The 20,262-nt window shown below is 67.0% G+C and carries 21 protein-coding genes; 5 read left to right on the plus strand and 16 right to left on the minus strand.

Annotated elements, in window-relative coordinates:
• Positions 1-23 precede the first annotated feature (23 nt).
• The 7 genes from NM2_RS38830 to NM2_RS38865 all read right to left on the minus strand — a co-directional run bounded on the left by NM2_RS38830 (position 24) and on the right by NM2_RS38865 (position 6,507).
• Positions 24-1,364 carry a cytochrome P450 gene (locus NM2_RS38830; RefSeq protein ID WP_067680249.1) on the minus strand — a complete coding sequence of 447 codons (1,341 nt, stop codon included), beginning with the start codon at positions 1,362-1,364 and terminating at the stop codon, positions 24-26.
• A gap of 86 nt (positions 1,365-1,450) precedes the next feature.
• Positions 1,451-1,693, minus strand: a complete 243-nt coding sequence (locus NM2_RS38835; protein WP_067680327.1) for a hypothetical protein — start codon at positions 1,691-1,693, stop codon at positions 1,451-1,453.
• A 334-nt stretch (positions 1,694-2,027) separates the two neighbouring features.
• Complete coding sequence (locus NM2_RS38840; RefSeq protein WP_067680253.1) at positions 2,028-2,675, minus strand: TetR/AcrR family transcriptional regulator; 648 nt, start codon at positions 2,673-2,675, stop codon at positions 2,028-2,030.
• A 540-nt stretch (positions 2,676-3,215) separates the two neighbouring features.
• Positions 3,216-3,362, minus strand: coding sequence for a DUF1059 domain-containing protein (locus NM2_RS38850; RefSeq protein ID WP_067680259.1), 147 nt, complete (start codon positions 3,360-3,362; stop codon positions 3,216-3,218).
• Between the two features lie 55 nt (positions 3,363-3,417).
• A complete protein-coding gene (locus NM2_RS38855; RefSeq protein WP_067680262.1) occupies positions 3,418-3,684 on the minus strand; it encodes a hypothetical protein in 267 nt (88 codons plus the stop codon).
• A gap of 327 nt (positions 3,685-4,011) precedes the next feature.
• Positions 4,012-4,887, minus strand: a complete 876-nt coding sequence (locus NM2_RS38860) for an SDR family NAD(P)-dependent oxidoreductase (RefSeq protein WP_067680265.1) — start codon at positions 4,885-4,887, stop codon at positions 4,012-4,014.
• 150 nt (positions 4,888-5,037) lie between these two features.
• Positions 5,038-6,507, minus strand: a complete 1,470-nt coding sequence (locus NM2_RS38865; RefSeq protein WP_067680268.1) for an aldehyde dehydrogenase — start codon at positions 6,505-6,507, stop codon at positions 5,038-5,040.
• A 266-nt stretch (positions 6,508-6,773) separates the two neighbouring features.
• Between NM2_RS38865 and NM2_RS38870 the strand changes: the two genes are divergently transcribed.
• From NM2_RS38870 to NM2_RS38885, 4 genes are all read left to right on the plus strand, one after another.
• Positions 6,774-7,979, plus strand: coding sequence for a cytochrome P450 (locus NM2_RS38870; RefSeq protein WP_067680271.1), 1,206 nt, complete (start codon positions 6,774-6,776; stop codon positions 7,977-7,979).
• A 57-nt stretch (positions 7,980-8,036) separates the two neighbouring features.
• On the plus strand, positions 8,037-8,585 hold the full coding sequence (locus NM2_RS38875) for a Cif family virulence factor (protein WP_157121666.1): 549 nt from the start codon (positions 8,037-8,039) through the stop codon (positions 8,583-8,585).
• A 19-nt stretch (positions 8,586-8,604) separates the two neighbouring features.
• Entirely contained in the window at positions 8,605-9,180 is a 576-nt protein-coding gene (locus NM2_RS38880) for a TetR/AcrR family transcriptional regulator (protein ID WP_067680276.1), read from the plus strand.
• Positions 9,181-9,435: 255 nt separating this feature from the next.
• Complete coding sequence (locus NM2_RS38885) at positions 9,436-10,680, plus strand: cytochrome P450 (protein ID WP_067680279.1); 1,245 nt, start codon at positions 9,436-9,438, stop codon at positions 10,678-10,680.
• 84 nt (positions 10,681-10,764) lie between these two features.
• Here the strand turns inward: NM2_RS38885 and NM2_RS38890 are convergent, their stop codons facing one another.
• The 3 genes from NM2_RS38890 to NM2_RS38900 all read right to left on the minus strand — a co-directional run bounded on the left by NM2_RS38890 (position 10,765) and on the right by NM2_RS38900 (position 13,292).
• The gene (locus NM2_RS38890) at positions 10,765-11,397 is read right to left on the minus strand and encodes an MBL fold metallo-hydrolase (RefSeq protein ID WP_067680282.1); all 633 of its coding nucleotides are present in this window, start codon (positions 11,395-11,397) and stop codon (positions 10,765-10,767) included.
• Entirely contained in the window at positions 11,394-12,479 is a 1,086-nt protein-coding gene (locus tag NM2_RS38895; RefSeq protein ID WP_067680330.1) for an S-(hydroxymethyl)mycothiol dehydrogenase, read from the minus strand. Before NM2_RS38895 ends, NM2_RS38890 begins: the two co-directional genes overlap by 4 nt.
• Before the next feature lie 75 nt (positions 12,480-12,554).
• Complete coding sequence (locus NM2_RS38900) at positions 12,555-13,292, minus strand: glucose 1-dehydrogenase (protein WP_067680284.1); 738 nt, start codon at positions 13,290-13,292, stop codon at positions 12,555-12,557.
• Positions 13,293-13,408: 116 nt separating this feature from the next.
• Between NM2_RS38900 and NM2_RS38905 the strand changes: the two genes are divergently transcribed.
• Positions 13,409-14,485, plus strand: coding sequence for an NAD(P)H-dependent amine dehydrogenase family protein (locus NM2_RS38905; RefSeq protein ID WP_067680287.1), 1,077 nt, complete (start codon positions 13,409-13,411; stop codon positions 14,483-14,485).
• 63 nt (positions 14,486-14,548) lie between these two features.
• Here the strand turns inward: NM2_RS38905 and NM2_RS38910 are convergent, their stop codons facing one another.
• The 6 genes from NM2_RS38910 to NM2_RS38935 form a co-directional block, all read right to left on the minus strand.
• The gene (locus tag NM2_RS38910; protein ID WP_245718430.1) at positions 14,549-15,151 is read right to left on the minus strand and encodes a hypothetical protein; all 603 of its coding nucleotides are present in this window, start codon (positions 15,149-15,151) and stop codon (positions 14,549-14,551) included.
• 44 nt (positions 15,152-15,195) lie between these two features.
• Complete coding sequence (locus NM2_RS38915) at positions 15,196-16,152, minus strand: MlaD family protein (protein WP_067680290.1); 957 nt, start codon at positions 16,150-16,152, stop codon at positions 15,196-15,198.
• Positions 16,149-17,261: an MlaD family protein gene (locus NM2_RS38920; protein ID WP_067680293.1), complete on the minus strand. Its 1,113-nt coding sequence runs from the start codon at positions 17,259-17,261 to the stop codon at positions 16,149-16,151. The genes NM2_RS38915 and NM2_RS38920 overlap by 4 nt, the downstream gene beginning before the upstream one ends.
• On the minus strand, positions 17,258-18,364 hold the full coding sequence (locus NM2_RS38925; RefSeq protein ID WP_084532016.1) for an MlaD family protein: 1,107 nt from the start codon (positions 18,362-18,364) through the stop codon (positions 17,258-17,260). The genes NM2_RS38920 and NM2_RS38925 overlap by 4 nt, the downstream gene beginning before the upstream one ends.
• Positions 18,364-19,386, minus strand: a complete 1,023-nt coding sequence (locus tag NM2_RS38930) for an MlaD family protein (protein ID WP_245718431.1) — start codon at positions 19,384-19,386, stop codon at positions 18,364-18,366. The genes NM2_RS38925 and NM2_RS38930 overlap by 1 nt, the downstream gene beginning before the upstream one ends.
• Positions 19,383-20,262 (minus strand): MlaD family protein (locus NM2_RS38935; RefSeq protein WP_067680302.1); only part of this gene is annotated, 880 nt, incomplete at its 5' end. The genes NM2_RS38930 and NM2_RS38935, both read right to left, overlap by 4 nt.

Raw genomic sequence — 20,262 nt, forward strand, 5'->3', positions numbered from 1 at the left:
GTCCCGTCCCCGCCATCCGCTGCTCAGGCGTTGGCTTCGGCCTGTGTGGCGGTGGTGACGGACGGCCGAGCGGCGCGGCGGTGGACCACCGCGCGGCCCTTGCGTGCGGGAGCCAGCGCCACGCCGCGGAAGTGCGGGCGCTCGTCCGGCGCGTCGGTCGGCTCGAGCGTGAAATCCCGTAGCAGCGTTCGCAATACGACGTTCATCTCCAGGGTGGCGAACGCCGCCCCGATGCAGCGACGGGCGCCGCCGCCGAACGGGATCCAGCTGAACGTGCCCGGCCGCACACCGAGGAAGCGATCCGGATCGAAGGTCCGCGCGCGCGGGAACAGGTCCTCGTTGTCGTGCATCAGCCGAATGCTGATCAGCACGTTCTGTCCCTTCGGCAGCGTCCAGCGGCCCAGTCGCAGCGCGTCGACGCGGACTTTACGGGCGGTCGCGTCGATCACCGGCCGCACCCGCTGCACCTCGAGCAGGGTCGCCTCGCGCAGTTCCGAACCGCCCGCGTCCACCTCGGATACCAAGCGGCGCAGCACATCCGGATGGCGGCGCAGCCGTTCGACGGTCCAGGCGAGCGTGGTCGCGGTGGTCTCGTGACCGGCGGTGAGCAGGGTCAGCAGCTCGTCGGCGATCTCGCTCCGGCTCATGGCCGTACCGTCGTCGTAGCGGGACTGCAACATCATCGCCAGCACGTCGTCGCGGCCGTCGAGTCCGGCGGCCTCGGCGTGATCGATCAGGCGGTCCACGATCCGGTCGTAGCGGCGGCGATGAACGGCGAACCGTTCCCAGGGGCCGAAGCGGCCCAGGAAGTTCGGCGGTATCGGCAGGACGGCCAGCGCGGAGCCCCACAGGACGATCCTGGGCAGCACCTCGCGCAGTTCGTCGAATTCCGCTCCGTCCGCGCCGAATACCGCGCGCAGGATCACGTTCAGGGTGATCCGCATCATCGAGTCCATCGTGGCGAATTCGCGGCCCGTGGGCCACGAGGCCATCTCCCGCACCGTCTCCTGCTCGATCATCTCCTCGTACACCGCCAACCGGCGGCCGTGGAACGGCGGGGTGAGCAGTTTGCGCTGCTTGCGGTGTTCGTCGCCGGTGAGCGAGAACAGCGAACCCGGCCCGAGGAACTGGCCGAGATTCACATCGATGTTGTCGGCCACCTCCGGGCCCGCGGTGAACAGCGCCTTCACCTCGGCCGGATCGGACAGCACCACCATCCGGCCCAGGCGCGGGGTGGTGACGGTGAACGCCGAGCCGTAGCGATCGTGCAGGCGTCGCCAGGCGCGCGTGCGTCCGGCCAGGATCTCCAAGGTCTGCACGAAACCCGGCGACGTCGGTCCGCCGGGCAGTCTCACTGTGGTCATCCGTGACCCCTCCCGCTCTGGTACGTCTCTGTACCAGGGGAACGGTACGCGTACGTACCGGGTGCGGCAAGAGGTGCGGCAGCCGATCAGCGCCAGAGGCGGCGACACGGCAGCGGGCGCAGACCGGGCCGGATCTTGCGATCCACCGTGATGGCCAGACCGCTGCGCACCGCGGCGGAGGCGAACTCGCACGCCTCGACAGATGTTGCCGCGTACTCGAGAACCAGATCGCTCGAAGTGCCGGGGCTCTCGAAGTACACGATGACCCTGCGGGTCGGTCGGTCACTGCACGTGCAGTTGCCGTTGGCGGGATGCGTCGTGCCCGTCATGTGCATGCTCCTTTGCATCGCGCTCCAGAGCGATCCGGTCGACGGATCCTCGAAGCGACGGCGACGCATTCCACGGTAAATTCGCCGACCCTCGGTGAACAGGTTTCAGAACTCTGTTTTGGCAGGTCACAGGAGTCCCCCGTGCGACTTGGTGCATACGAACATCGTCAAGGGAGGTTTGAGCCTTGAAATGCCCTGCCCAGAGCGCCGCAGGGGTATCACGACTTTCGCGATGGCGGCCGTTCGGTCTCTCGGCTGGTTCTGAGAGTTGTTGCCCGACTTGCGGTTGCGCATCTGATCGGTTCATCGCGAGCGGGTGGGCAACCCCGGGGACTCAGTCGGGCGGTGTGGTGCGTTCGCCGTAGACGGTCAGCCAGATCGTGCGGCCCAGGGTGCGGGCCAGGACGTCGTCGTCGGGTGGCGGATTCGCGAAGAACGCGTACTGGATGGAGCGTTCGACCATGGCGGTCAGGACGATCGCGGTCGATGCGGGATCGATCGAGGCATCGATGCGCCCGTGTTCCTGTTCGCGGATAAGTCGCTCGCACACAACCGTGACGAAGCGGGCGATCCGGCCCTGCCAGTACGCGCCGACCTCGCGGTCGTAGGCGGCGACCTCGATGAGCGCCTGCAGCAGATGTCCGTGGGCACGCGCACCGGTGATCATCGCGTGCATGGCCGCGCGAACGCCGGGTTCGCCCTCCGAATGGTCCTGGGACCACCAGCGTTCGGCGGTGCCGAACAGATCGGCGGTGGCGAGTTCGGCCATGCGGATCAGCAGGCGGCTCTTGTCCGGGAAGTATCGGTAGAAAGTGGACCGCGCCATATCGGCCTCGGCGGCGATGCGCTGGACGGCGATCTCGGTGAAGGCGGTCCCGTCGGACAGTAGTCGATCGACCGCGGTCAGTACCCGGCGTTCGATGGCCTCCCGATGTCCGTCACGCTGCCCGCGTGTCCGGGAGGTCCGGGTCAGCGAGGGCATGAGCGGTTGATTCCGAGTGGTGCGGGCATCCGGCCATTGTGCCGCAGAGATCGTCGGCGTCGTCGGTTTCGGGCCGCTTGACGCAGAACAGACCGATGTCATGATCGTCGGAACCCGTTGTGCCGGAACGGCTACCGCGATCGCATTCGCGCGGGCCGGTCGCCGGGTGATCGGCCTGGACAGTTCCTCGTTCCCCTCCGAGACGCTGTCCACACACCTGCTGTGGTCCTCCGGGGTGTTCGAACTGCGGCAGAGCGATGCGAACGCAGCCGGGCGTATCATTCGGGCCCGGCCCCGCTACCGGTACTGCCGACGGAATCCGTTCCGGCTGAGACACACTCGTAGCCGAAGACCTGAATGCGCCACGAATCCGGAGCGGCGAAAAGCGTAGATCAACGGCTCGAGACCTCCTGTGCACGGCGATGAAACGACTCGTCGGTGATCGCCACCGGGAACGAGGGCCGCCGTTCGGCGGTGTCGCGCCTGCCGGGTCGTCCCTGGGGCGGCCCGGCAGGGTTCGCCACACCGTGCGGTGCCGAATCAGTAGGCGATGAACAGGATCTCGTCGCGGCTGTAGTTGTGGTCCGGGTGCTTCTCGGCGAGATGCGCTTGGGTCTTCTCGATCAGATCATCCTCGTCCGTGCCGCGGATGTACTCCCCGCACGGGCAGTTGAGTCGTGTCTTCATGGAATTGCTTCCTTTCGCGATGCGGTACCGCCCGCGAGGGACGGCGCCGTCGATCTCAGTGCCGATTCAGTATGCGATGCGCCACATGGTCGATCGACCTGGCCCCATCGGTGAGGTCGGCGTAGCCCTGTCCGGCACTGAGCACCGCACTCGTGTAGAGGGCCGCGAGGCGTTCGGCGGTCGCGGGGTCCGCATCCGATCCGAGCGCCGCTCGAATCCGCAGGCGGATCTGCGCCTCGGTGCTGGAGGTGAGTCCTGGGGCGTCTGCTCGCCCGGCCTCGGAGCGGGTGGCCGAGCCTGCCTCGTACACGGGACCGTACATGTGTCTGAATGATAGTCCAGACAGTATTTATAGACAACACGAGTAAGTGTCGGCCTCGTCACTCACGCGAGGTGAGGTGAGGTCGCGGCTCGGGATTGATTCGGATCACTGTCCGAAATAACCCCCGTAGGAGATCGCGAGGATCTGGTGGCCCCTGCTCCGGGCGCGACCTGGTCGACCGGGACGGCTGGAATCTGATCGACTCCGCCGAACGCGCCAACGGCGCGGAATCGGGCCGCCCGCGAGTGAAATTCACCCGAACCGCGGAGATGCTGACCGCGGTCCGGCGAACCTAGCCCGACCGGTGACGGGTCGCGCGACGGCCCGTCACCGGTTCTCGAACAGCGAACTCAGTTCTTCGACCGCCCAGGGCGGCTGCTGCGCGTGGTCGCGATAGCCGATCGCGGTCATCTTCGGGCGCGCGAAGGCGCCGACGAATCCGCCTGCGGCGATGAAGATCTCACCGGTGACCGCGCGGGCGGCGTCGGAGGCGAGGAACAGGTAAAGTGCTGCAGCGTGTTCCGGCGGCGGCGCGTCGAGCGAACCCTGCATGGTGACCTCGTCGAGCAGGCCGCGCCGATGCAGATCGCGAATGTGTTCCTCGTAGTCCGGCCCCGTCGACAGCCGGGTCTTCGCCCCGGGACACACGACGTTGACCCGCACACCGGACTGCTTCAGCTCGGCGGCCATGGCCAGGCTCAAACTGGTGACCGCGCCCTTACCGGCCGGATAGCCGGTGCCGCCGTAGTCGCCCAGGTACGCGAACGATCCGGTGTTGACGATCGAGCCGCCGCGCTCGGCCATGAGTGGCGCGGCGGCACGGCAGGTGTGGAACACCGTGGACAGGTGCGAATCGAGCAGTGTGCGCCAATCCTCGCCGCTCACATCGAGAATCGAGGATCGGCGCGGTTCGGCGATACCGGCGCAGTTGATCAGGATGTCGATGCCGCCGTATGTTTCGGCGCAGGCGGCGATCAGACTTCCCGCGATCTGCTCGTCGGCGGCCGAACCGGCGATGCCCACGGCATGCCCGCCCGCACCGGCGATGGTCTCGGTGACCTTGCGGACCGACTCCTCGGTGCGCGAATTCACCACCACGCCCGCACCGTGTGCGGCGAGTAGTTCGGCGACTGCCCGCCCGACGCCGCTGCCGCCGCCCACGACGACCGCGCCGCGACCCGCGAGAAGGGATGTGTCGGTCATGTCCGGCTCCTCACCGTCCCGGTCGCGACTGGGCGTCCGGGCGAATCTCGGTGCGGGACAAGGGGGACGGGCCACCGTCGGGCCTCCCGCGCGGCCTACGAGCGGCGGATGCCGGAATCGGCGCACCGATTCCGGCATCGAAGGGAAAGATCAGGCGGGAGTGGCGACGAGTTTGGTCTCGAGGTACTCCTCGAAACCGGCCACGCCCATCTCCCGGCCGATACCGGACTGCTTGTAGCCGCCGAACGGGGCGTCGGCGTTGTACCACTGGCCGCCGTTGACGCCGAGCGTACCGGTCCGCACACCCGCGACTGCCCGCTCGATGCGCTCCTGGTCGGTGCCCCAGATCGCCCCCGATAGGCCGTACGGGGATTCGTTCGCGATGCGCACCGCGTCCTGGTCGCCGTCGTGCGCGATCACCACCAGCACCGGCCCGAAGATCTCCTCCTGCGCCACGGTCGCGGTATTGTCCAATCCGGCGATGACGGTCGGCTCGATGAAGAAACCACGGTCGCGATCCGCCGGCCGGCCACCACCGGTCGCGAAGCGCCCGCCCTCGCGCAGCGCACTGTCCAGATAGCCCTGTACCCGCTCGCGCTGACGCGCGGAAATCAGTGGGCCACAAATGGTTCCGGGGTTGGTCGGATCACCCGCGCCGAGCCCGGCCATGGCCTTGGCCGCGGCGGCGACCGCATCGTCGTAGGACGCCCGCGGCACCACCAGTCGCGTGGTCAGGGCGCAGCCCTGGCCGGCGTGCACCGCGACCGAGAAGGCGGTGAAGCTCGCCGCGCCCGCGATATCGGCATCGTCGAGGACGACCGAGGCGGATTTGCCGCCGAGTTCGAGGAAGGTTCGCTTGAGCGTCGCCGCTGCCCCGGACATCACCGAGCGCCCGGTATTGGTGGATCCGGTGAAGGTGATCATGTCCACCCGCGGGTCCTCCACCAGGCGTGCGCCCAGCGAATGATCCTGCGAGGTAACGATATTGAGCACACCGGCTGGAATGTCGGTGTGCTCGACGACCAGCTTGCCCAGCACCGCGGCGCACCACGGCGTATCGGGCGCGGGCTTGAGCACGACGGTATTGCCCGCGGCCAGGGCCGGGCCGATCTTGGCCAGGTTGATCTGATGCGGGAAGTTCCACGGCGTGATCGCCCCGACGACGCCCACCGCCTCGCGGCGGATGACGCGGCGGCTCGAGATGCCCATGGTCTCGCCGATGCCGAGATCCGTTTGCCAGCTGTAACTTTCGGCCAGGTCGGCCGCGAAGGACAGATCAGCGACCGGCCCCTCGAGCTGAGGCCCGCTGGTGAGCATGACCGGCGCGCCGACCTCGGCGACGGTGATCTCGCGCAGTTCTTCGATATGGGCCTGCATGGCGTCGCGCAACTGGCGGACGCAGTGGGCGCGGAATGCGTGATCGCGGGACCAGTCGGTGTCGTCGAACGCCGCCCGAGCCGCGGCGATGGCCGCATCAATATCCTCGGGTGAGGCGTCGGCGGCGTGGCCGAGCACCTCTTCGGTCGCGGGGTTGATCGTCGCGAAGACGCCCGACCCGCCGGGGACCAGTTTGCCGCCGATCAGCAGGGGAGTGCCGTCCGATGGGACGAGACCGTTCATCTGTCATCTCCGATGCATGTCTGGACAGGTGTTCGGAATATAATTCGGTTTACCGGCCGGATGCAAGGAGGAGCCGGAAAACGCCTTGTGCTCGGGCATTTCGAATTCGGCCGTCGCGGTCGCGTGAACAGTCGCGGACGGGGTGGCCGTTGTGGCGAGCCGGTGTCGATGATACCGTCCAGACACATGTCCAGCTATGTGTCTCTCGGGTTCCGGGCTCCGGTCCGGCCTCGAAGGCGCGCGTTCACGAATTCGAGGTACACGTGATGACTGCGGCATCGTTGGAGCCGTTCACGTTCGATCCGTACGACTACCGGTTCCACGACGACCCGTACCCGACCTATGCGCGGCTGCGCGCCGATGCGCCGTTGTATCACAACCCGGATCTGGAATTCTGGGCGCTGTCGCGGCACGCGGACGTCATCACGGGATTCCGGGACAACGTGCGCCTGTCCAGCGCGATGGGGGTGTCGCTGGATCCGGCGGCGTGGGGGCCGCACGCGCACAAGACCATGTCGTTCCTGGCCATGGACGATCCGCGGCATGTGCGCATGCGCCGCCTGGTCTACAAGGGATTCACGCCCCGGCGCGTGACCGAGATGGACGCGCGCATCCGCGAGCTGACCCTCGAGCATCTCGAACCGGCGCTCGATCGCGGAAGTTTCGACTGGATCGAGGATTTCGCCGGGAAACTGCCCATGGACGTGATCTCCGAACTCATGGGCGTCCCCGCACCCGATCGCGCCGAGGTCCGGCGGCTCGCGGATCTGGTGGTGCATCGGGACGAGGGCGTACTCGATGTCCCCGTGCCCGCGATCGAGGCGGCGCTGTCGCTGATCGCCTACTACAGCGAGATGGTCGAGGCGCGGCGGTCGAATCCGTCCGACGACCTGACCTCCGCGCTGCTCGACGCCGAGATCGACGGTGACCGGCTCTCGGCCGAGGAGATCATCGGTTTCATGTTCCTGATGGTGGTCGCCGGGAACGAGACCACCACCAAACTGCTCGGCAACGCGCTGTACTGGGCCGGGCGCAATCCGGCCGAATACGCGAAGGTTCAGGCCGAGCCCGATATGGTGCCGGACTGGGTGGAGGAGACGCTGCGTTACGACACCTCGAGTCAGCTCGTGGCCCGAAGTGCCGCAACCGATATCGAGATGTACGGGCAGAGGATTCCCGAGGGCGCGAAGGTGCTGCTGCTCATCGGTTCGGCCAACCGCGACTCCGAGGTGTTCGACGACGGCGACACCTACCGCATCGACCGCGCCGACAAGGGCAATCTCGCGAGTTTCGGTGCGGGCGTGCACTTCTGCCTCGGCGCGCACCTGGCCCGCCTGGAGGCGACCATCGCACTGCGCGAATTCTCCGCGCGGGTGCGCCGGTACGGCCTGGCCGAGACGGGAATCGAGCGGGTGCACTCCACCAATGTGCGCGGCTTCGCCCACCTGCCCATCCAGGTCGAGGTCTCCTGAGACGCCGACACCTTCGTCTACACATTCATGATCTCCCCTCACGAAAGGTCCACTGCCGTGCCGAAATTCGATCGCGCCGAACTCGACGAGATGATCACCCGCTGGGAACAGGCCAACAAGGACTGCGAAGCCGCGGGCGACTGGCGTCCGCTGGCCGAGTACTACACCGAGGACGCGACTTACGGCTGGAACTACGGCCCCAAGCAGGAATTCATGGCGGTCGGCCGCCAGGAGATCCGCGATATCGCGATCGGGCTCGAGATGGACGGCCTCGAGGGCTGGACCTACCCGTATCAGGAATTCGTCGTCGACGATCGCAGCGGCACCGTCATCGGCCTGTGGAAGCAGGTCGCCGACGCGACCCGGCCGGACGGCCGGCACTACTCGCCCGAGGGCATCGGCGGCAGCTGGTTCCGTTACGGCGGCAACTTCCAATGGTCTTGGCAGCGTGACTTTTTCGACTTCGGCAATGTCAGTGCGCTGTTCCTGGAGATGATCACCGCCAACGCGCTGTCGGATGGAATGCGCAAGCGCATCGAGCGCACCGGCTCGGGGCCGCTGCCGGGCTGGTACAAGATCGGTGAAGCGCCCGTTCCGCTGTGGTGAGCGCGTATACTCCAGACGCATGTCCGAACAAGTGTCCGCCAAACTGGAAGCCACACGTCGGCGTCTGACCGAGAAACAGGCCGACACCGTCGATCGCCTGACCGCGGCGGCGGTCGAGGTGCTGTCCCGGGAGGGGTATCCGGGGACGACCATCCGGCTGGTTGCAGCGGCGGCCGGGGTCGGCACGGCGACCGCGTATACCTATTTCTCCTCCAAGGAACACCTGATCTCCGAGGTGTTCTGGCGGCGCCTGGCGGCCGCGCCGTCGGTGCGGGTGGAGGGTGCGGATCGGGTGGCCCACGTGGTCGCGGTGTTGCGCCAGGTCTCGATGCTGGTCGCCGACGAGCCCGCGCTGGCCGGCGCGGTGAGCAGCGCGCTGCTGGGCTCGGATCCCGATGTGAAGCATCTGCGGCTGTGTATCGGTGGCGAGATCCGCAGGCGGTTGGGCGAGGCGCTGGGCTCGGGCGAACGCGAGACCATCGCCATTCTCGAAGTGCTCTACTCGGGTGCGCTGCTGCACGGTGGCATAGGCCATTTGTCCTACGAGGAAGCCGCCGATCTGCTCGAGGCCTGCGCACGCCGGCTGCTCGGCTGATCCGAACGAGGAAAGAGCCGACGCGGCGCCCGACCGCATCCGGACGGGCACCGCGTTCTTCTGTGTCCGCATCGGAATCGGTCCGGATCCAACCTTGTCGTGGAGTGGTTTCCGTAGTAGCGTCCAGACACATGTCCATCATATGTCTGGACAAGCTTTCCTACCGCCCTCGGCGGTGAAGATCAACGCCCGGCGGCGGATGCCGACGCGGGCGCATTCCGGTCCACGACGACGTCGACCCTCCAGGAGGCAGCAGTGTCCGCGCCCTCGCTACCCGCGGGATTCGATTTCACCGATCCCGCACTGTGGGAGACCCGAAATCCGGTCCAGGAGTTCGCCGAACTCCGCCGCACCGCGCCCGTGTGGTGGAATGCCCAATCCGACGAACAGTCCGGCGGTTTCCACGACGGCGGGTACTGGGTGGTGAGCCGGCACGAGGACATCAAGGAGGTCTCCCGCAAACCCGAGCTGTTCTCCTCCCAGGACAAGGGCGCGATCATCCGGCTGCCCGGTGTGGTCACCGCCGAGCAGATCGAGGTGACCCGCGCGCTGCTGGTCAACATGGACCCGCCCAAGCACACCAAGGTCCGCCGGATCGTCTCCAAGGGATTCACCCCGCGCGCGGTGGAGGCGCTGCGCGCCGCACTGGCCGAGCGGGCCACGCAGATCGTGCAGGCGGCCAAGCAGCAGGGCAGCGGGGACTTCGTCGAACAGGTCGCCTGCGAGCTGCCGTTGCAGGCCATCGCCGAGTTGCTCGGCGTGCCGCAGGAGGATCGCGGCAAGCTGTTCGCGTGGTCCAATCAGATGCTCAATTACGACGATCCGGAATACGGCGACACCAGCACCACCGATTCCGCGGCCAACGCCTCGATGGAAATCCTGGGCTACTCCTGGAACATGGCCGAGCAGCGGCGTGCGAACGCCCTGGACGATATCGTGAGCCAGCTCGTGCACGCCGACGTCGACGGTGAGGCCCTGGCTTCGGAAGAATTCGGTTTCTTCGTCATCCTGCTGGCGGTGGCGGGCAACGAGACCACCCGCAACGCCATCACGCACGGGATGAAGGCGTTTGTCGACAACCCTGACCAGTGGGAGCTGTACAAGAAAGAGCGCCCGCGCACCGCACCCGACGAGATCGTCCGGTGGGCCACGCCGGTGACGGTATTCCAGCGCACCGCCACCGAGGACACCGAACTCGGCGGCCAGCTGATCCGCAAGGGGCAGCGCGTCGGATTGTTCTACGGCTCAGCCAATTTCGACTCCGACGCGTTCGACGAGCCGTTCCGCTTCGACATCCTGCGCGACCCCAATCCGCATCTGGCCTTCGGCGGCACCGGACCGCACTACTGCGTCGGCGCGAACCTGGCCCGCCTGGAGATCGACCTGATGTTCAACGCGCTCGCGGACATCATGCCGGACCTGAGTCAGATCGCCGAGCCCGAGCGGCTGCGCTCGGGCTGGATCAACGGCATCAAGCACTGGGAAGTCAAGTACGCATGAGCGACGACGAAAACGGGGCCCGAGCGAGAATTTCGCTCGGGCCCCGTTTCGTTGTATGCGAGATACGTTGTGGCGGTGCGCAAATCAGTGTCCGCGGGCGATCCACTCCGCCAGATGCGGGCTCTCGGCGCCCAATTCGGTCGAACCGCCGTGCCCGGTCCGCACGGTCGTCGACTCGGGCAGGGTGAACAGCTTGTCGCGGATGGAGCCGATGATGGTCGGGAAGTCGGAGAAGGACCGTCCCGTGGCTCCGGGCCCGCCCTGGAAGAGGGTGTCACCGCTGAACAACGTCTCCAGCTCGGGCGCCCACAGGCAGATCGAGCCAGGGGAGTGCCCGGGGGTGTGCACGACCTGGATATCGGTGCCCGCCACCGGAATTCGCTGTCCATCGGAGAGTGGGCCGAAATCCTGTTCGGGATACACCACCCGCCACAGCATCTCGTCGCCGGGGTGCAGCAGGATCTGCGCGCCGGTCTCCTGCGAGAGCCGCTGGGCCGCGCCGATGTGGTCGTTGTGCCCGTGCGTGCACACGATGGCCCGCACGGTGCGATCGCCGACCGCCGCGAGGATCGGAGCCGGATCGTGCGCGGCGTCGACGATGACGACCTCGCTGTCGTCCCCGACGATCCAGATGTTGTTCTCGACGTCCCAGCTGCCCCCGTCCAGCTCGAAAGTGCCTGCGGTGACGACCTTTTGGATGCGCGCGCCGGAACTCACAGCATGACCACCGAGCGCAGCACCTTACCGGACTTCATGGTGGTGAAGGCCGCCTCGACCGCGTCCAGGCCGACCCGCTCGGAGACGAACGCCTCCAGCGGCAGGCGGCCCTGCCGGTACAGTTCGATCAGCGTCGGGAAATCGCGTTCGGGCAGGCAGTCGCCGTACCAGGAGGACTTCAGCGAGCCGCCGTGCGAGAAGAAGTCCAGCAGTGGCATCTCGAGTTGCATATCGGGGGTCGGCACGCCCACCAGAACCACGGTCCCGGCCAGGTCGCGGGCGTAGAACGCCTGCTTCCAGGTCTCCGGCCGCCCGACCGCGTCGATCACCACGTCCGCGCCGAAACCTCCGGTGAGCTCCTGAATTCGCTCGACCGCGTCCTCCGTGGCCGCGGCCACGGTGTGCGTCGCGCCGAGCTGGACGGCGGTGCTCAGCTTGGCCTTGTCGCGGTCGACGGCGATGATCGTGGTCGCGCCCGCGAGGCGTGCGCCCGCGATGGCCGCCGCGCCGACGCCGCCGCAGCCGATGACGGCCACGCTGTCGCCGCGCCCGACGTTGCCGGTGTTCATCGCCGCGCCGAGGCCCGCCATGACACCGCAGCCGAGCAGACCCGCGACGGCGGGATCGGTCGCGGAATCCACTACGGTGCACTGGCCTTCGTGCACCAGGGTCTTGTCGGCGAACGCGCCGATACCCAGTGCCGGGGTGAGTTCGGTGCCGTCGGTGAGCGTCATCTTCTGCTCGGCATTGAAGGTGTCGAAGCAGTACCAGGGACGGCCGCGGCGGCACGCGCGGCAGCGACCGCACACCGCACGCCAGTTCAGGATGACGAAATCGCCGAGCTCGACGTGGGTGACCTCGTCGCCGACGCGCTCCACGATCCCCGCGGCCTCATGGCCGAGCAGGAACGGGAACTCGTCGTTGATACCGCCCTCCCGATAGGTCAGATCCGTATGGCAGACGCCGCACGCCTGCACGCGCACGACTACCTCGTGCGGTCCGGGGTCGGGTATGACGATATCCACCAGTTCTACTGGCGCTCCGGTTGAGCGTGCGATGACACCGCGTACGGTCTCGGTCATCGTCACCACCTTTCCCATGCTGTGAGAGCGGAATCGGGTACCGCGAAGGTCATCGTAGTCTCCGGCGCGGCGCGCTCAGACCTTGTGTGGAACCGCGGTGACCAGGCCACCGTCGACGACGAACTCCGAACCCGTGGCATAGGAGGACTCGTCGCTGGCCAGGAACAGCACGAAGGTGGCGACCTCCTCGGGCTGCGCGGGGCGGCCCAGCGGGATGGTCACCAGATCGTCGGGGATGTTCTCGGTCATCGGCGTCCGGATCAGGCCGGGGTGCAGGGAGTTCACCCGGATCTTGTGCGGAGCCAGCTCGAGCGCCGCGGATTTCGCCAGACCGCGCACGCCCCACTTCGAGGCGACGTAGCCGTGCGCCCAGGGCGCGCCGCGCAGACCCTCGATGGAGGAGACATTGACGATGGATCCGCCGCCCGCGGCGATCATCGGCTCGACAACCGCGCGCATACCCAGGAACGTGCCGGTCAGGTTCACATCCAGGATGCGTCGCCACTTATCGATGTCGAACTTCTGCAGCGGACCGCCGTTGACGATCCCGGCATTGTTCACCAGCACGTTCAGCAGGCCGAACTCCTGCTGCGCGAGCGCGACCGCGGCCTCCCACGCGTCGGGATCGGCCACGTCGAGGTGGACGAAACGTGCTGCCGCGCCGAGTGATTCGGCCAGGGCCTTACCTTCGTCGTCGAGGATGTCGCCGATGACGACGCGCGCTCCCTCGGCCACCAACAATCGCGCGTGCGCCGCGCCCATTCCTCGAGCGCCGCCGCTGATGAGTGCAACTTTGCCGTCTACACGTCCCATGGCGGCCACGCTAACATACAAATTGGAACCTGTTCCAGACTACTGTCCGGAAAACTGATCGGACTCTGGCCAGCGGTGTAGCCACCCCGCGGCCACCTGCCCCTGAGGAGAGATACATGCCCATCCGCGTCGCTCACATCGGTACCGGCAACGTCGGCCGGCTCGCCCTGGCCGGACTGATCGAGAGTCCACACTACGAGCTGACCGGGGTGTGGGTGTCCACGCCGGAGAAGGTGGGCAAGGACGCCGGAACCCTTGCCGGACTGGATGTCTCGACCGGAGTCAGCGCGGTCGACTCGATCGACGCCCTGCTGGCCACCGAACCCGAATGCGTCGTGTACTGCGCGATGGGCGATACCCGGATCCAAGAGGCGATCGCGGACTGCTGCAAGATCCTGTCCGCGGGCGTGAACATCGTCGGTTCCGCGCCCGGACTGTTGATGTATCCGTGGCAGGTGCTGCCGGGCAAGTACATCGACCCGGTGCAGGCGGCGGCCAAGGAGGGGAACGTCAGCCTGTTCGTCACCGGCGTCGATCCGGGATTCGCGAACGATCTGCTGCCGCTGGCCCTTGCGGGCACCTGCCAGACCGTGGAACAGGTGCGCTGTTCGGAGATCGCCGACTACGCCACCTACGACGGGGCGATCGTCATGTTCGACGTGATGGGCTTCGGCAAACCGCTGGACGAGGTGCCGATGCTGCTGCAACCCGGTGTGCTGAGCGTCGCGTGGGGGCCGGCGATCCGGCAGCTGGCGGCGGGCCTGGGCGTCGAGATCGATTCCATCACAGAGGAATACGAGCGGATCCCCGCGCCCGAGGCGTTCGATGTCGCGGCCGGGCGGATTCCGGAGGGCGGCCTGGCGGCGCTGCGTTTCCGGGTGCGCGGGATGGTCGGTGACGCACCGGTCATCGTCGTCGAGCACATCACCCGGTTGCGCGAGGACCTGTGCCCGGACTGGCCGCAGCCGGCCCAGGCGGGCGGGTCCTACCGGGTCGAAATCGCCGGTGAGCCGAACTATCTCGTGGACATCTGCCCGACCAGCCGCAAGGGCGACCACAACCACGCCGCGATCGTCGCGGCCGCCGGACGCATCGTGAACGCGATTCCGGCGGTCGTGGCGGCCGAACCGGGCATCCGCACGACGCTCGATCTGCCGCTGATCGGCCGGCCCGGCGTCATCGCACGCCGCTGAGCCGTACGGCCGTACGGCGGTGGCGCGCCCGCCAGCCCTGGGCGCACCACCGCGGTACGGCCGTCACTTGGTGGGCAGCGCGTTCTCCAGGCCGCCCACATCGGTGATCTTCCAGCCGGAATCGCGATCGATCGTCAGCGAGTAGGTCACCGTGGTCTGTGCGCCGTCTGAGGTCTGCGCACTGGTCGAATTGACGTTGAGGTAGGCGTTCACCTTGTAGATCCCGCCGGATTCGGAGGTCACCGACGCGGACAGCGGCGCGGCCTTGGAGGTCCACTGCAACGGCAGCAGGATCTGCTCCAATTGCGGTGCGGTGGCGTCGAATTTGGCCGACAGCTGCGGGCTCGTACCGTCCTTCAGCCGCCCGATCCACCCCTTGACGTCGTGGTAGTCGATGGTGGACGCGCCGACCGCGTACTTCGAGGCGATGTTCTCGGCGTGTTCGTCATCGGCCGCGCGGGCATTGGTGTCCGAGATGGTCGAGCGCGCCGAGAAGTACAGCCACCCGAACACGATCGCCACGACCAGCAGGGCGACGATCACCGATGTGGTCAGCACGGTCGACAATCGGATGGCCAGGGTGCGGGGCTCCCGAGGTTCGGCGGGCTCCTTCTTCGCGTCGGCCGGAACCGTCTCGTCGATCTTGTCGTCTGTCGCGGTGCCCATGGTGATCTCCTTCTGCCGGGCCGGCGTTGGTGATGTCCGGACGGCTACTTGAGCTTTATCCGGAAGTGCAATGTCCCGTCGGGGTCGGTGCCCTGTAGCGCCTGGCTGATCAGCGCGCTGATATCGATCCGGGGCGCACGGGCGACCGCGCCGTTCACCACGGGTTGCAGTACGGGCGCGAGCGGCGCGATGCCGGGACCGATCTTCTGCATCAGCGCGTTCAGATCGTTCAGGAACGGCACCAGCCCGGTTCCGGTGAAATAGTCCTGCAGGGGACGTCTGCCGGCCAGAACCGAGCCGGACTCGACGATCTTGGTCAGCGACGTGCCGAACAAGCCCAATTGCGGTCCGGCCGCGGCCAGCGACGGTCCGACCCAGGCCATGTCGCCGCCCATCGCCTGCATATCGCTGAATAACCGGCGGACCGCGGGGGTCCGGCTCAGCAGCGTGGCCGCGAGCAGATCGGTGGACCGCTGCAATGTCTGCATGGCCGCGTCGGTGCCCGAGAGCGCGGTGTCGAAGGTGCCGACCAGATGCGAAACCGACTCGGGGTGAAGCTGATCCATCAGTTGCACCAGTCGCGCCGAGAGCGCGGTGATGGTCATCGGCATGTGGATCCGATCGGCCGCGATCACCTGGCCGTCGCGCAGGTACGGGCCGTCGCCGGTGGTCGGCGCGAACTCGATGTACGGCTCGCCGAGCGCGGAGAGCTGCTCGATGCGCACGGCACTCGACGCGGGGATGTGATAGCGGTCGTCGATCCGCAGGCGCACGAGTACCCCGGTGGCCTGTTTGCTCACCGTCTGGGTGCGGCCGACCTGCACGCCGTCGTACAGCACGGGCGAATTCGCGCCGAGCCCGCCGGAATTGTCCAGCTGCATATCGGCGTTGAAGTAGCCGCGCCGCGGATCCAGATGCAGCACGCCCACCGTCATATAGGCGATGCCCAGCACCAGTACCGCGGCGATCGCGGAAAGCGACACTGTCGCACGGAGATTCATCGGACCACTCCGATCATGCGCAGGGTGTCGATGATGCGGCCGGTCTGCTCGTCCGGCGACATCGCCGGGGGAGCCGGGCGCACATTCACGCCGACCATGTCGAGCTTGGGACCCCTATCGACGAAGGGGATGAGCTTGTTCTGGATCAGATCGACCAGCTTCGCGTAGTTGGACGGCGATCCGGAGTCGAGAGGGTGAGCGCCGAACAGCATGGGCACCAGCGCGTGCACGGAGTTGTCGAGCGAACCGACAACCGGCCCCAGCCATTTCGTGCTCACCGCCATCGGGCCGAGGGCGGTGAGCACGAAGATGACGCCGATCTCGGCGTTCATCACATCGGTGGTGTGCTGCACCCCTTCGGAGGTGAGCAGGGGATCCAGGGTCGGGGTGTTCTTCAGCAGGCCGTCATCGACGGTGGACCCGATCCCGTTGACGACCTCGTGGATCGAGTTGGTGTGGTCGGCCAGATCACCCAGATCGAAGCCTAGGGTTGCGGCGATCCGCGCCGTCTCCCTGGGCTCGCGGGGAAGGATGCCGTTCATCTTGTGCACGATGGCCTGGATGTCGGTGATCGCGCCGCTGCCGACGAAGGTGGCCAGCCGGGCCAGGATGTCCTCGATCGGCGGTGACTGTTTGGTGTCGGTCAGCGGGATCGTGGTATCCGGGCGGATCGTCGCATCGGACGTCGTGGTCCCGGTGTGTGCACCGGTCGGTTCGGTGAGCTGGATGTGCACGTCGCCCAGCGGAGTCTCCTGCTGTAGTTCCGCGGTGGTGCCGACCGGCAGTCGCACCGTGGAGCTGATGTCGACATCGGCGATCACGTATCCCTTGCGCGCTGGCCGATTCGCCTTTGCCGCAACGGGATCGACGAGGGTGACGTGTGTCAGCTGCCCCACCCGCACGCCGTCGGCGATGATCTTCGCGCCCTGCGGGAGGTTGAGCACATCGGCGAATTCGATCCGCAGATGATAGGTCGGGCCGCCGACACCCGTTCCGGGAACGGGAATGTCGGCCGGTTGGAAATCGCATCCGCCGCACGCTACCGCGAGGGTGGCGGCGAGCAGTGTGTGCGCGGCGATCCGCCGGACGGGCAGGGTGGGTCGTCTCATTTCGTGCTCGCCGCCGCCAGTAGCGCGGGCAGGGAAGGGAGGGTCACCGACCCGTTGGCTGCCGTCTGACATCGCTGCCCGGTGACCGACTGCATCGCCGCGCACAGCTGGGCGGTGTTCTGTTGCGGCAGAGCGAGTTTCGGCGGCGCGTAGCCGATCGTGAACTGACCGCTGACCGGGTCGATCGCACCGGCGAAACCGCTGGCGATGCCCGGAGCCATGCGGATGATCTCGGCCAGCGACCCCACCCCGGCGGAGATCAGTTGCGCGAGATTGGGAATCGAGTCCAGTGCCCGCAGCGCGGGGGTGCCGAACATCATGATGACATCGTTGAGCTGGGGCAGCACATCGGTGAGCCCGGCGACCATCTGGATCACCGGCGGAAAGGCGAGAGTGTTGATATCGCTGAAGGTCTGGGCCAATGGTGTGAGTGTGGCCTGCACCTTCGGCCAGCCGTTTCGGGCCCGGTGCGAGAGCTCGGTCAGATCGTCCAGGAGCTTGCCGATGTGCCCGATCGCGGCATCGGGCGAGTTCAGCGCCCGGCTCAGTTGCAGGACAAGGGAGTTGATCTGCTGGCCGGAACCGGAGGTGGCGCGATCGAGCGCGTCGAGACCGGAGCCCACCGCGTCGCGTTGCGCGGGATCCTTCGCCGCGTCGAGCTGATCGGACAGCGTGGCCAGCGCGTCGAAAGTCTGCGAAAGACTTTTGGGTGTCAGGGTTTTGGTGATGCACCGGCCCGGATTCCAGCCCGGGCCCGAGGCGGGCTCGTCACCGATCAGCGCCAGGTTCCGATCGGCGATCAGGGTGTTGCTGACCGTCACCGCGCCCACGTCCGGGGGCAGCGTGCGATCGGACCGGACGGTGAAACGCACACGGGCAGCGGGCCCGTCGGGTTCGATGCTGGTCACCTTGCCGACCTGCACGCCCATGATGGTGACCGCGCTGTCCTTGTACAGGCCGATGCTGTCGGGCATGTCGGCGCAGTAACTGCGTTCGCCCGGACCGGATTTGGTGAGTTCGAGCCCGATGCCCGCCACGAGCACCAGCACGACGATCACGGCGGCGGACATCAGACCGCGTGAGCCCAGAATCTTGGCCAGCATCAGCATCCCCCTCCGGGAATCGGCACGCAGATGTCGGTGGTCGTCGCCGCGGACTGGTCCACCGTCACACCGTTGCCGGACTGGGTGAACGGAACGAGGCGTTGCTCGAGTGTGCGCAGCGAATCCAGCAGGGCATTCATTTTGCCGCCGAGTTCCTGAAGCTTGGGGATGGCGTCGGCGAGCGGTTGTGCGCGCGCTTTCAGCGATCTGTCCCAGGCCCGTCCGAACGGGCTGAAATCCTGCACCACCTCCGCGAGCCAGTGCAGCGCCTGATTGAGCTGGTCACGGTTGTTCGCGACGAGCACCTCGAGGGTGCGGAAGGTGGTGAGCAGCCGCACCAGGACATCGGCATTCTTGTTCAGGGCAGTGAGGTACTCGTCGGCCATCGACAGGGTCCGCGAAATGTCCGCGTTCTGCCTGTCCATGATCCCGGTCAGATCGCCGGCCGCCCGGATGGCGACGCGCAGCGCATCCGGGCTCGCGTTCACCGAGGAGCTCAGCGCGGCGAGATCCTGGCGGATGACATCGCCGTCGGCGTTCTGGATCGGGGTGATCGCGTCCTGGAACGCCTGAGTCAGGTTGTAGGGCAGGATGACTCGCTGTGCGGGAATCACCTTCGACCCGAGCGGCTGGGTTCCCGCGGGCTCCACCGCGACGTAATATCCGCCGACGATCGTCAGCATGCGAATGCCGAGCGTGGTCTGATCCCCGAGGAAGACACCGTTCTGGACGGTGAACTTCATCCGGACCCGATCGCGCAGCAGGGCCACCGAAGTCACCTTCCCCACGGGGATCCCGGCGATGCGCACGTCGTCGCCGGTCCGCACGGATTGGGCGTCGGTCACCTCGGCGGTGTAGGTGCGGGCCGGGGTGGTGCCGACGATGTCGATCACGCCGATGGCCACGATCAGGAGGATCACCGCGCCGATTCCCGCGATACCCCACCTCAGATCGCGGCCGGCGCCGCTGAGTGCGGTTCGAACAGTGCTGGGGCGCAAGAGCATTCGCGCTCTGGATGTCATCGGTGGCACAGCGTGATCCTCTGTCCGGCGATGAGCGCCGCGATCGGCGCCGGGGCGACCGCGACACCGTGCGAGCAGGTCATCTTCGCGCCGGGACCGGTCGGGGGAATGGTCGCGGCCATGGTCTGGATGAGTCCGGGCAGCCGTCCGAGTACCGCGGTGGCCTGGTGCGGATCGGGCAGGGTCCGGCGTAGCAGCGCGTCGAGGTCCTGGTTGCTCTGACCGGTGACGCCGAGCACCCTGAGCATGTCGACCAGCGGGCGCAGCACGGGCGGGATATCGATGGCGAATTGGATCAGGCCGGGCAGCTTATCGGTGATGGTGACGAACAGATCCGTCAGATTGGTCATCAGTTTCATCGCATTGCCGGATTTACCGGCCAGATGCTGGGAGACCTCGGCGAAATTGTTCACCAGCGTGGACAGCACCGCCTGGCGATCGGACGCGTAGCGGCTCAACTTGTCGATCGCGCCGAGCGCGGGGCCCAAACCGCTGCCGTCGCCCTGGATGACCGCGAGCATGCCGGCCGCGAATTGATTGAGATCACCTGCTGTCATCTTGGCCAGAACCGGTTGCAACCCGTTGAACAATGTCGTGATGTCGAAGGCTGGGATCGTATCCGCGGTGTCGAAGACGGTCTTCGTATCGCGGTGTGCGCCAGGCTGATCGGGCTGTTCGATGTCCAGGTAGCGGAATCCGGTGAGGTTCTGATAACGCACGGCGATCTTGGTATTGGTGAACAGCGGGTGGCCGCGCTTGACGGTGAAGCGCACCCGCGCGAGGGCCCCGTCCAGCGTGACGTCGCCGACCTTGCCGACCTGGACCCCGTACAGGCGTACGTCGTCGCCCAGCCGCAGTCCGTTGGCATCGGTGAAC

Source organism: Nocardia miyunensis NBRC 108239, from assembly GCF_001613065.1.
Lineage (GTDB): Bacteria > Actinomycetota > Actinomycetes > Mycobacteriales > Mycobacteriaceae > Nocardia > Nocardia miyunensis.

What these genes read in the sequence shown, in the direction of transcription:
- NM2_RS38860 (WP_067680265.1), bottom strand. Translation starts at nt 4,887, where the DNA reads ATGACCGACACATCCCTTCTCGCGGGTCGCGGCGCGGTCGTCGTGGGC.
- NM2_RS38905 (WP_067680287.1), top strand. Translation starts at nt 13,409, where the DNA reads ATGCCCATCCGCGTCGCTCACATCGGTACCGGCAACGTCGGCCGGCTC.
- NM2_RS38870 (WP_067680271.1), top strand. Translation starts at nt 6,774, where the DNA reads ATGACTGCGGCATCGTTGGAGCCGTTCACGTTCGATCCGTACGACTAC.
- NM2_RS38830 (WP_067680249.1), bottom strand. Translation starts at nt 1,364, where the DNA reads ATGACCACAGTGAGACTGCCCGGCGGACCGACGTCGCCGGGTTTCGTG.
- NM2_RS38855 (WP_067680262.1), bottom strand. Translation starts at nt 3,684, where the DNA reads ATGTACGGTCCCGTGTACGAGGCAGGCTCGGCCACCCGCTCCGAGGCC.
- NM2_RS38910 (WP_245718430.1), bottom strand. Translation starts at nt 15,151, where the DNA reads ATGGGCACCGCGACAGACGACAAGATCGACGAGACGGTTCCGGCCGAC.
- NM2_RS38850 (WP_067680259.1), bottom strand. Translation starts at nt 3,362, where the DNA reads ATGAAGACACGACTCAACTGCCCGTGCGGGGAGTACATCCGCGGCACG.
- NM2_RS38900 (WP_067680284.1), bottom strand. Translation starts at nt 13,292, where the DNA reads ATGGGACGTGTAGACGGCAAAGTTGCACTCATCAGCGGCGGCGCTCGA.
- NM2_RS38925 (WP_084532016.1), bottom strand. Translation starts at nt 18,364, where the DNA reads ATGCTGGCCAAGATTCTGGGCTCACGCGGTCTGATGTCCGCCGCCGTG.
- NM2_RS38895 (WP_067680330.1), bottom strand. Translation starts at nt 12,479, where the DNA reads ATGACCGAGACCGTACGCGGTGTCATCGCACGCTCAACCGGAGCGCCA.
- NM2_RS38920 (WP_067680293.1), bottom strand. Translation starts at nt 17,261, where the DNA reads ATGAGACGACCCACCCTGCCCGTCCGGCGGATCGCCGCGCACACACTG.
- NM2_RS38915 (WP_067680290.1), bottom strand. Translation starts at nt 16,152, where the DNA reads ATGAATCTCCGTGCGACAGTGTCGCTTTCCGCGATCGCCGCGGTACTG.
- NM2_RS38880 (WP_067680276.1), top strand. Translation starts at nt 8,605, where the DNA reads ATGTCCGAACAAGTGTCCGCCAAACTGGAAGCCACACGTCGGCGTCTG.
- NM2_RS38865 (WP_067680268.1), bottom strand. Translation starts at nt 6,507, where the DNA reads ATGAACGGTCTCGTCCCATCGGACGGCACTCCCCTGCTGATCGGCGGC.
- NM2_RS38930 (WP_245718431.1), bottom strand. Translation starts at nt 19,386, where the DNA reads ATGACATCCAGAGCGCGAATGCTCTTGCGCCCCAGCACTGTTCGAACC.
- NM2_RS38840 (WP_067680253.1), bottom strand. Translation starts at nt 2,675, where the DNA reads ATGCCCTCGCTGACCCGGACCTCCCGGACACGCGGGCAGCGTGACGGA.
- NM2_RS38835 (WP_067680327.1), bottom strand. Translation starts at nt 1,693, where the DNA reads ATGACGGGCACGACGCATCCCGCCAACGGCAACTGCACGTGCAGTGAC.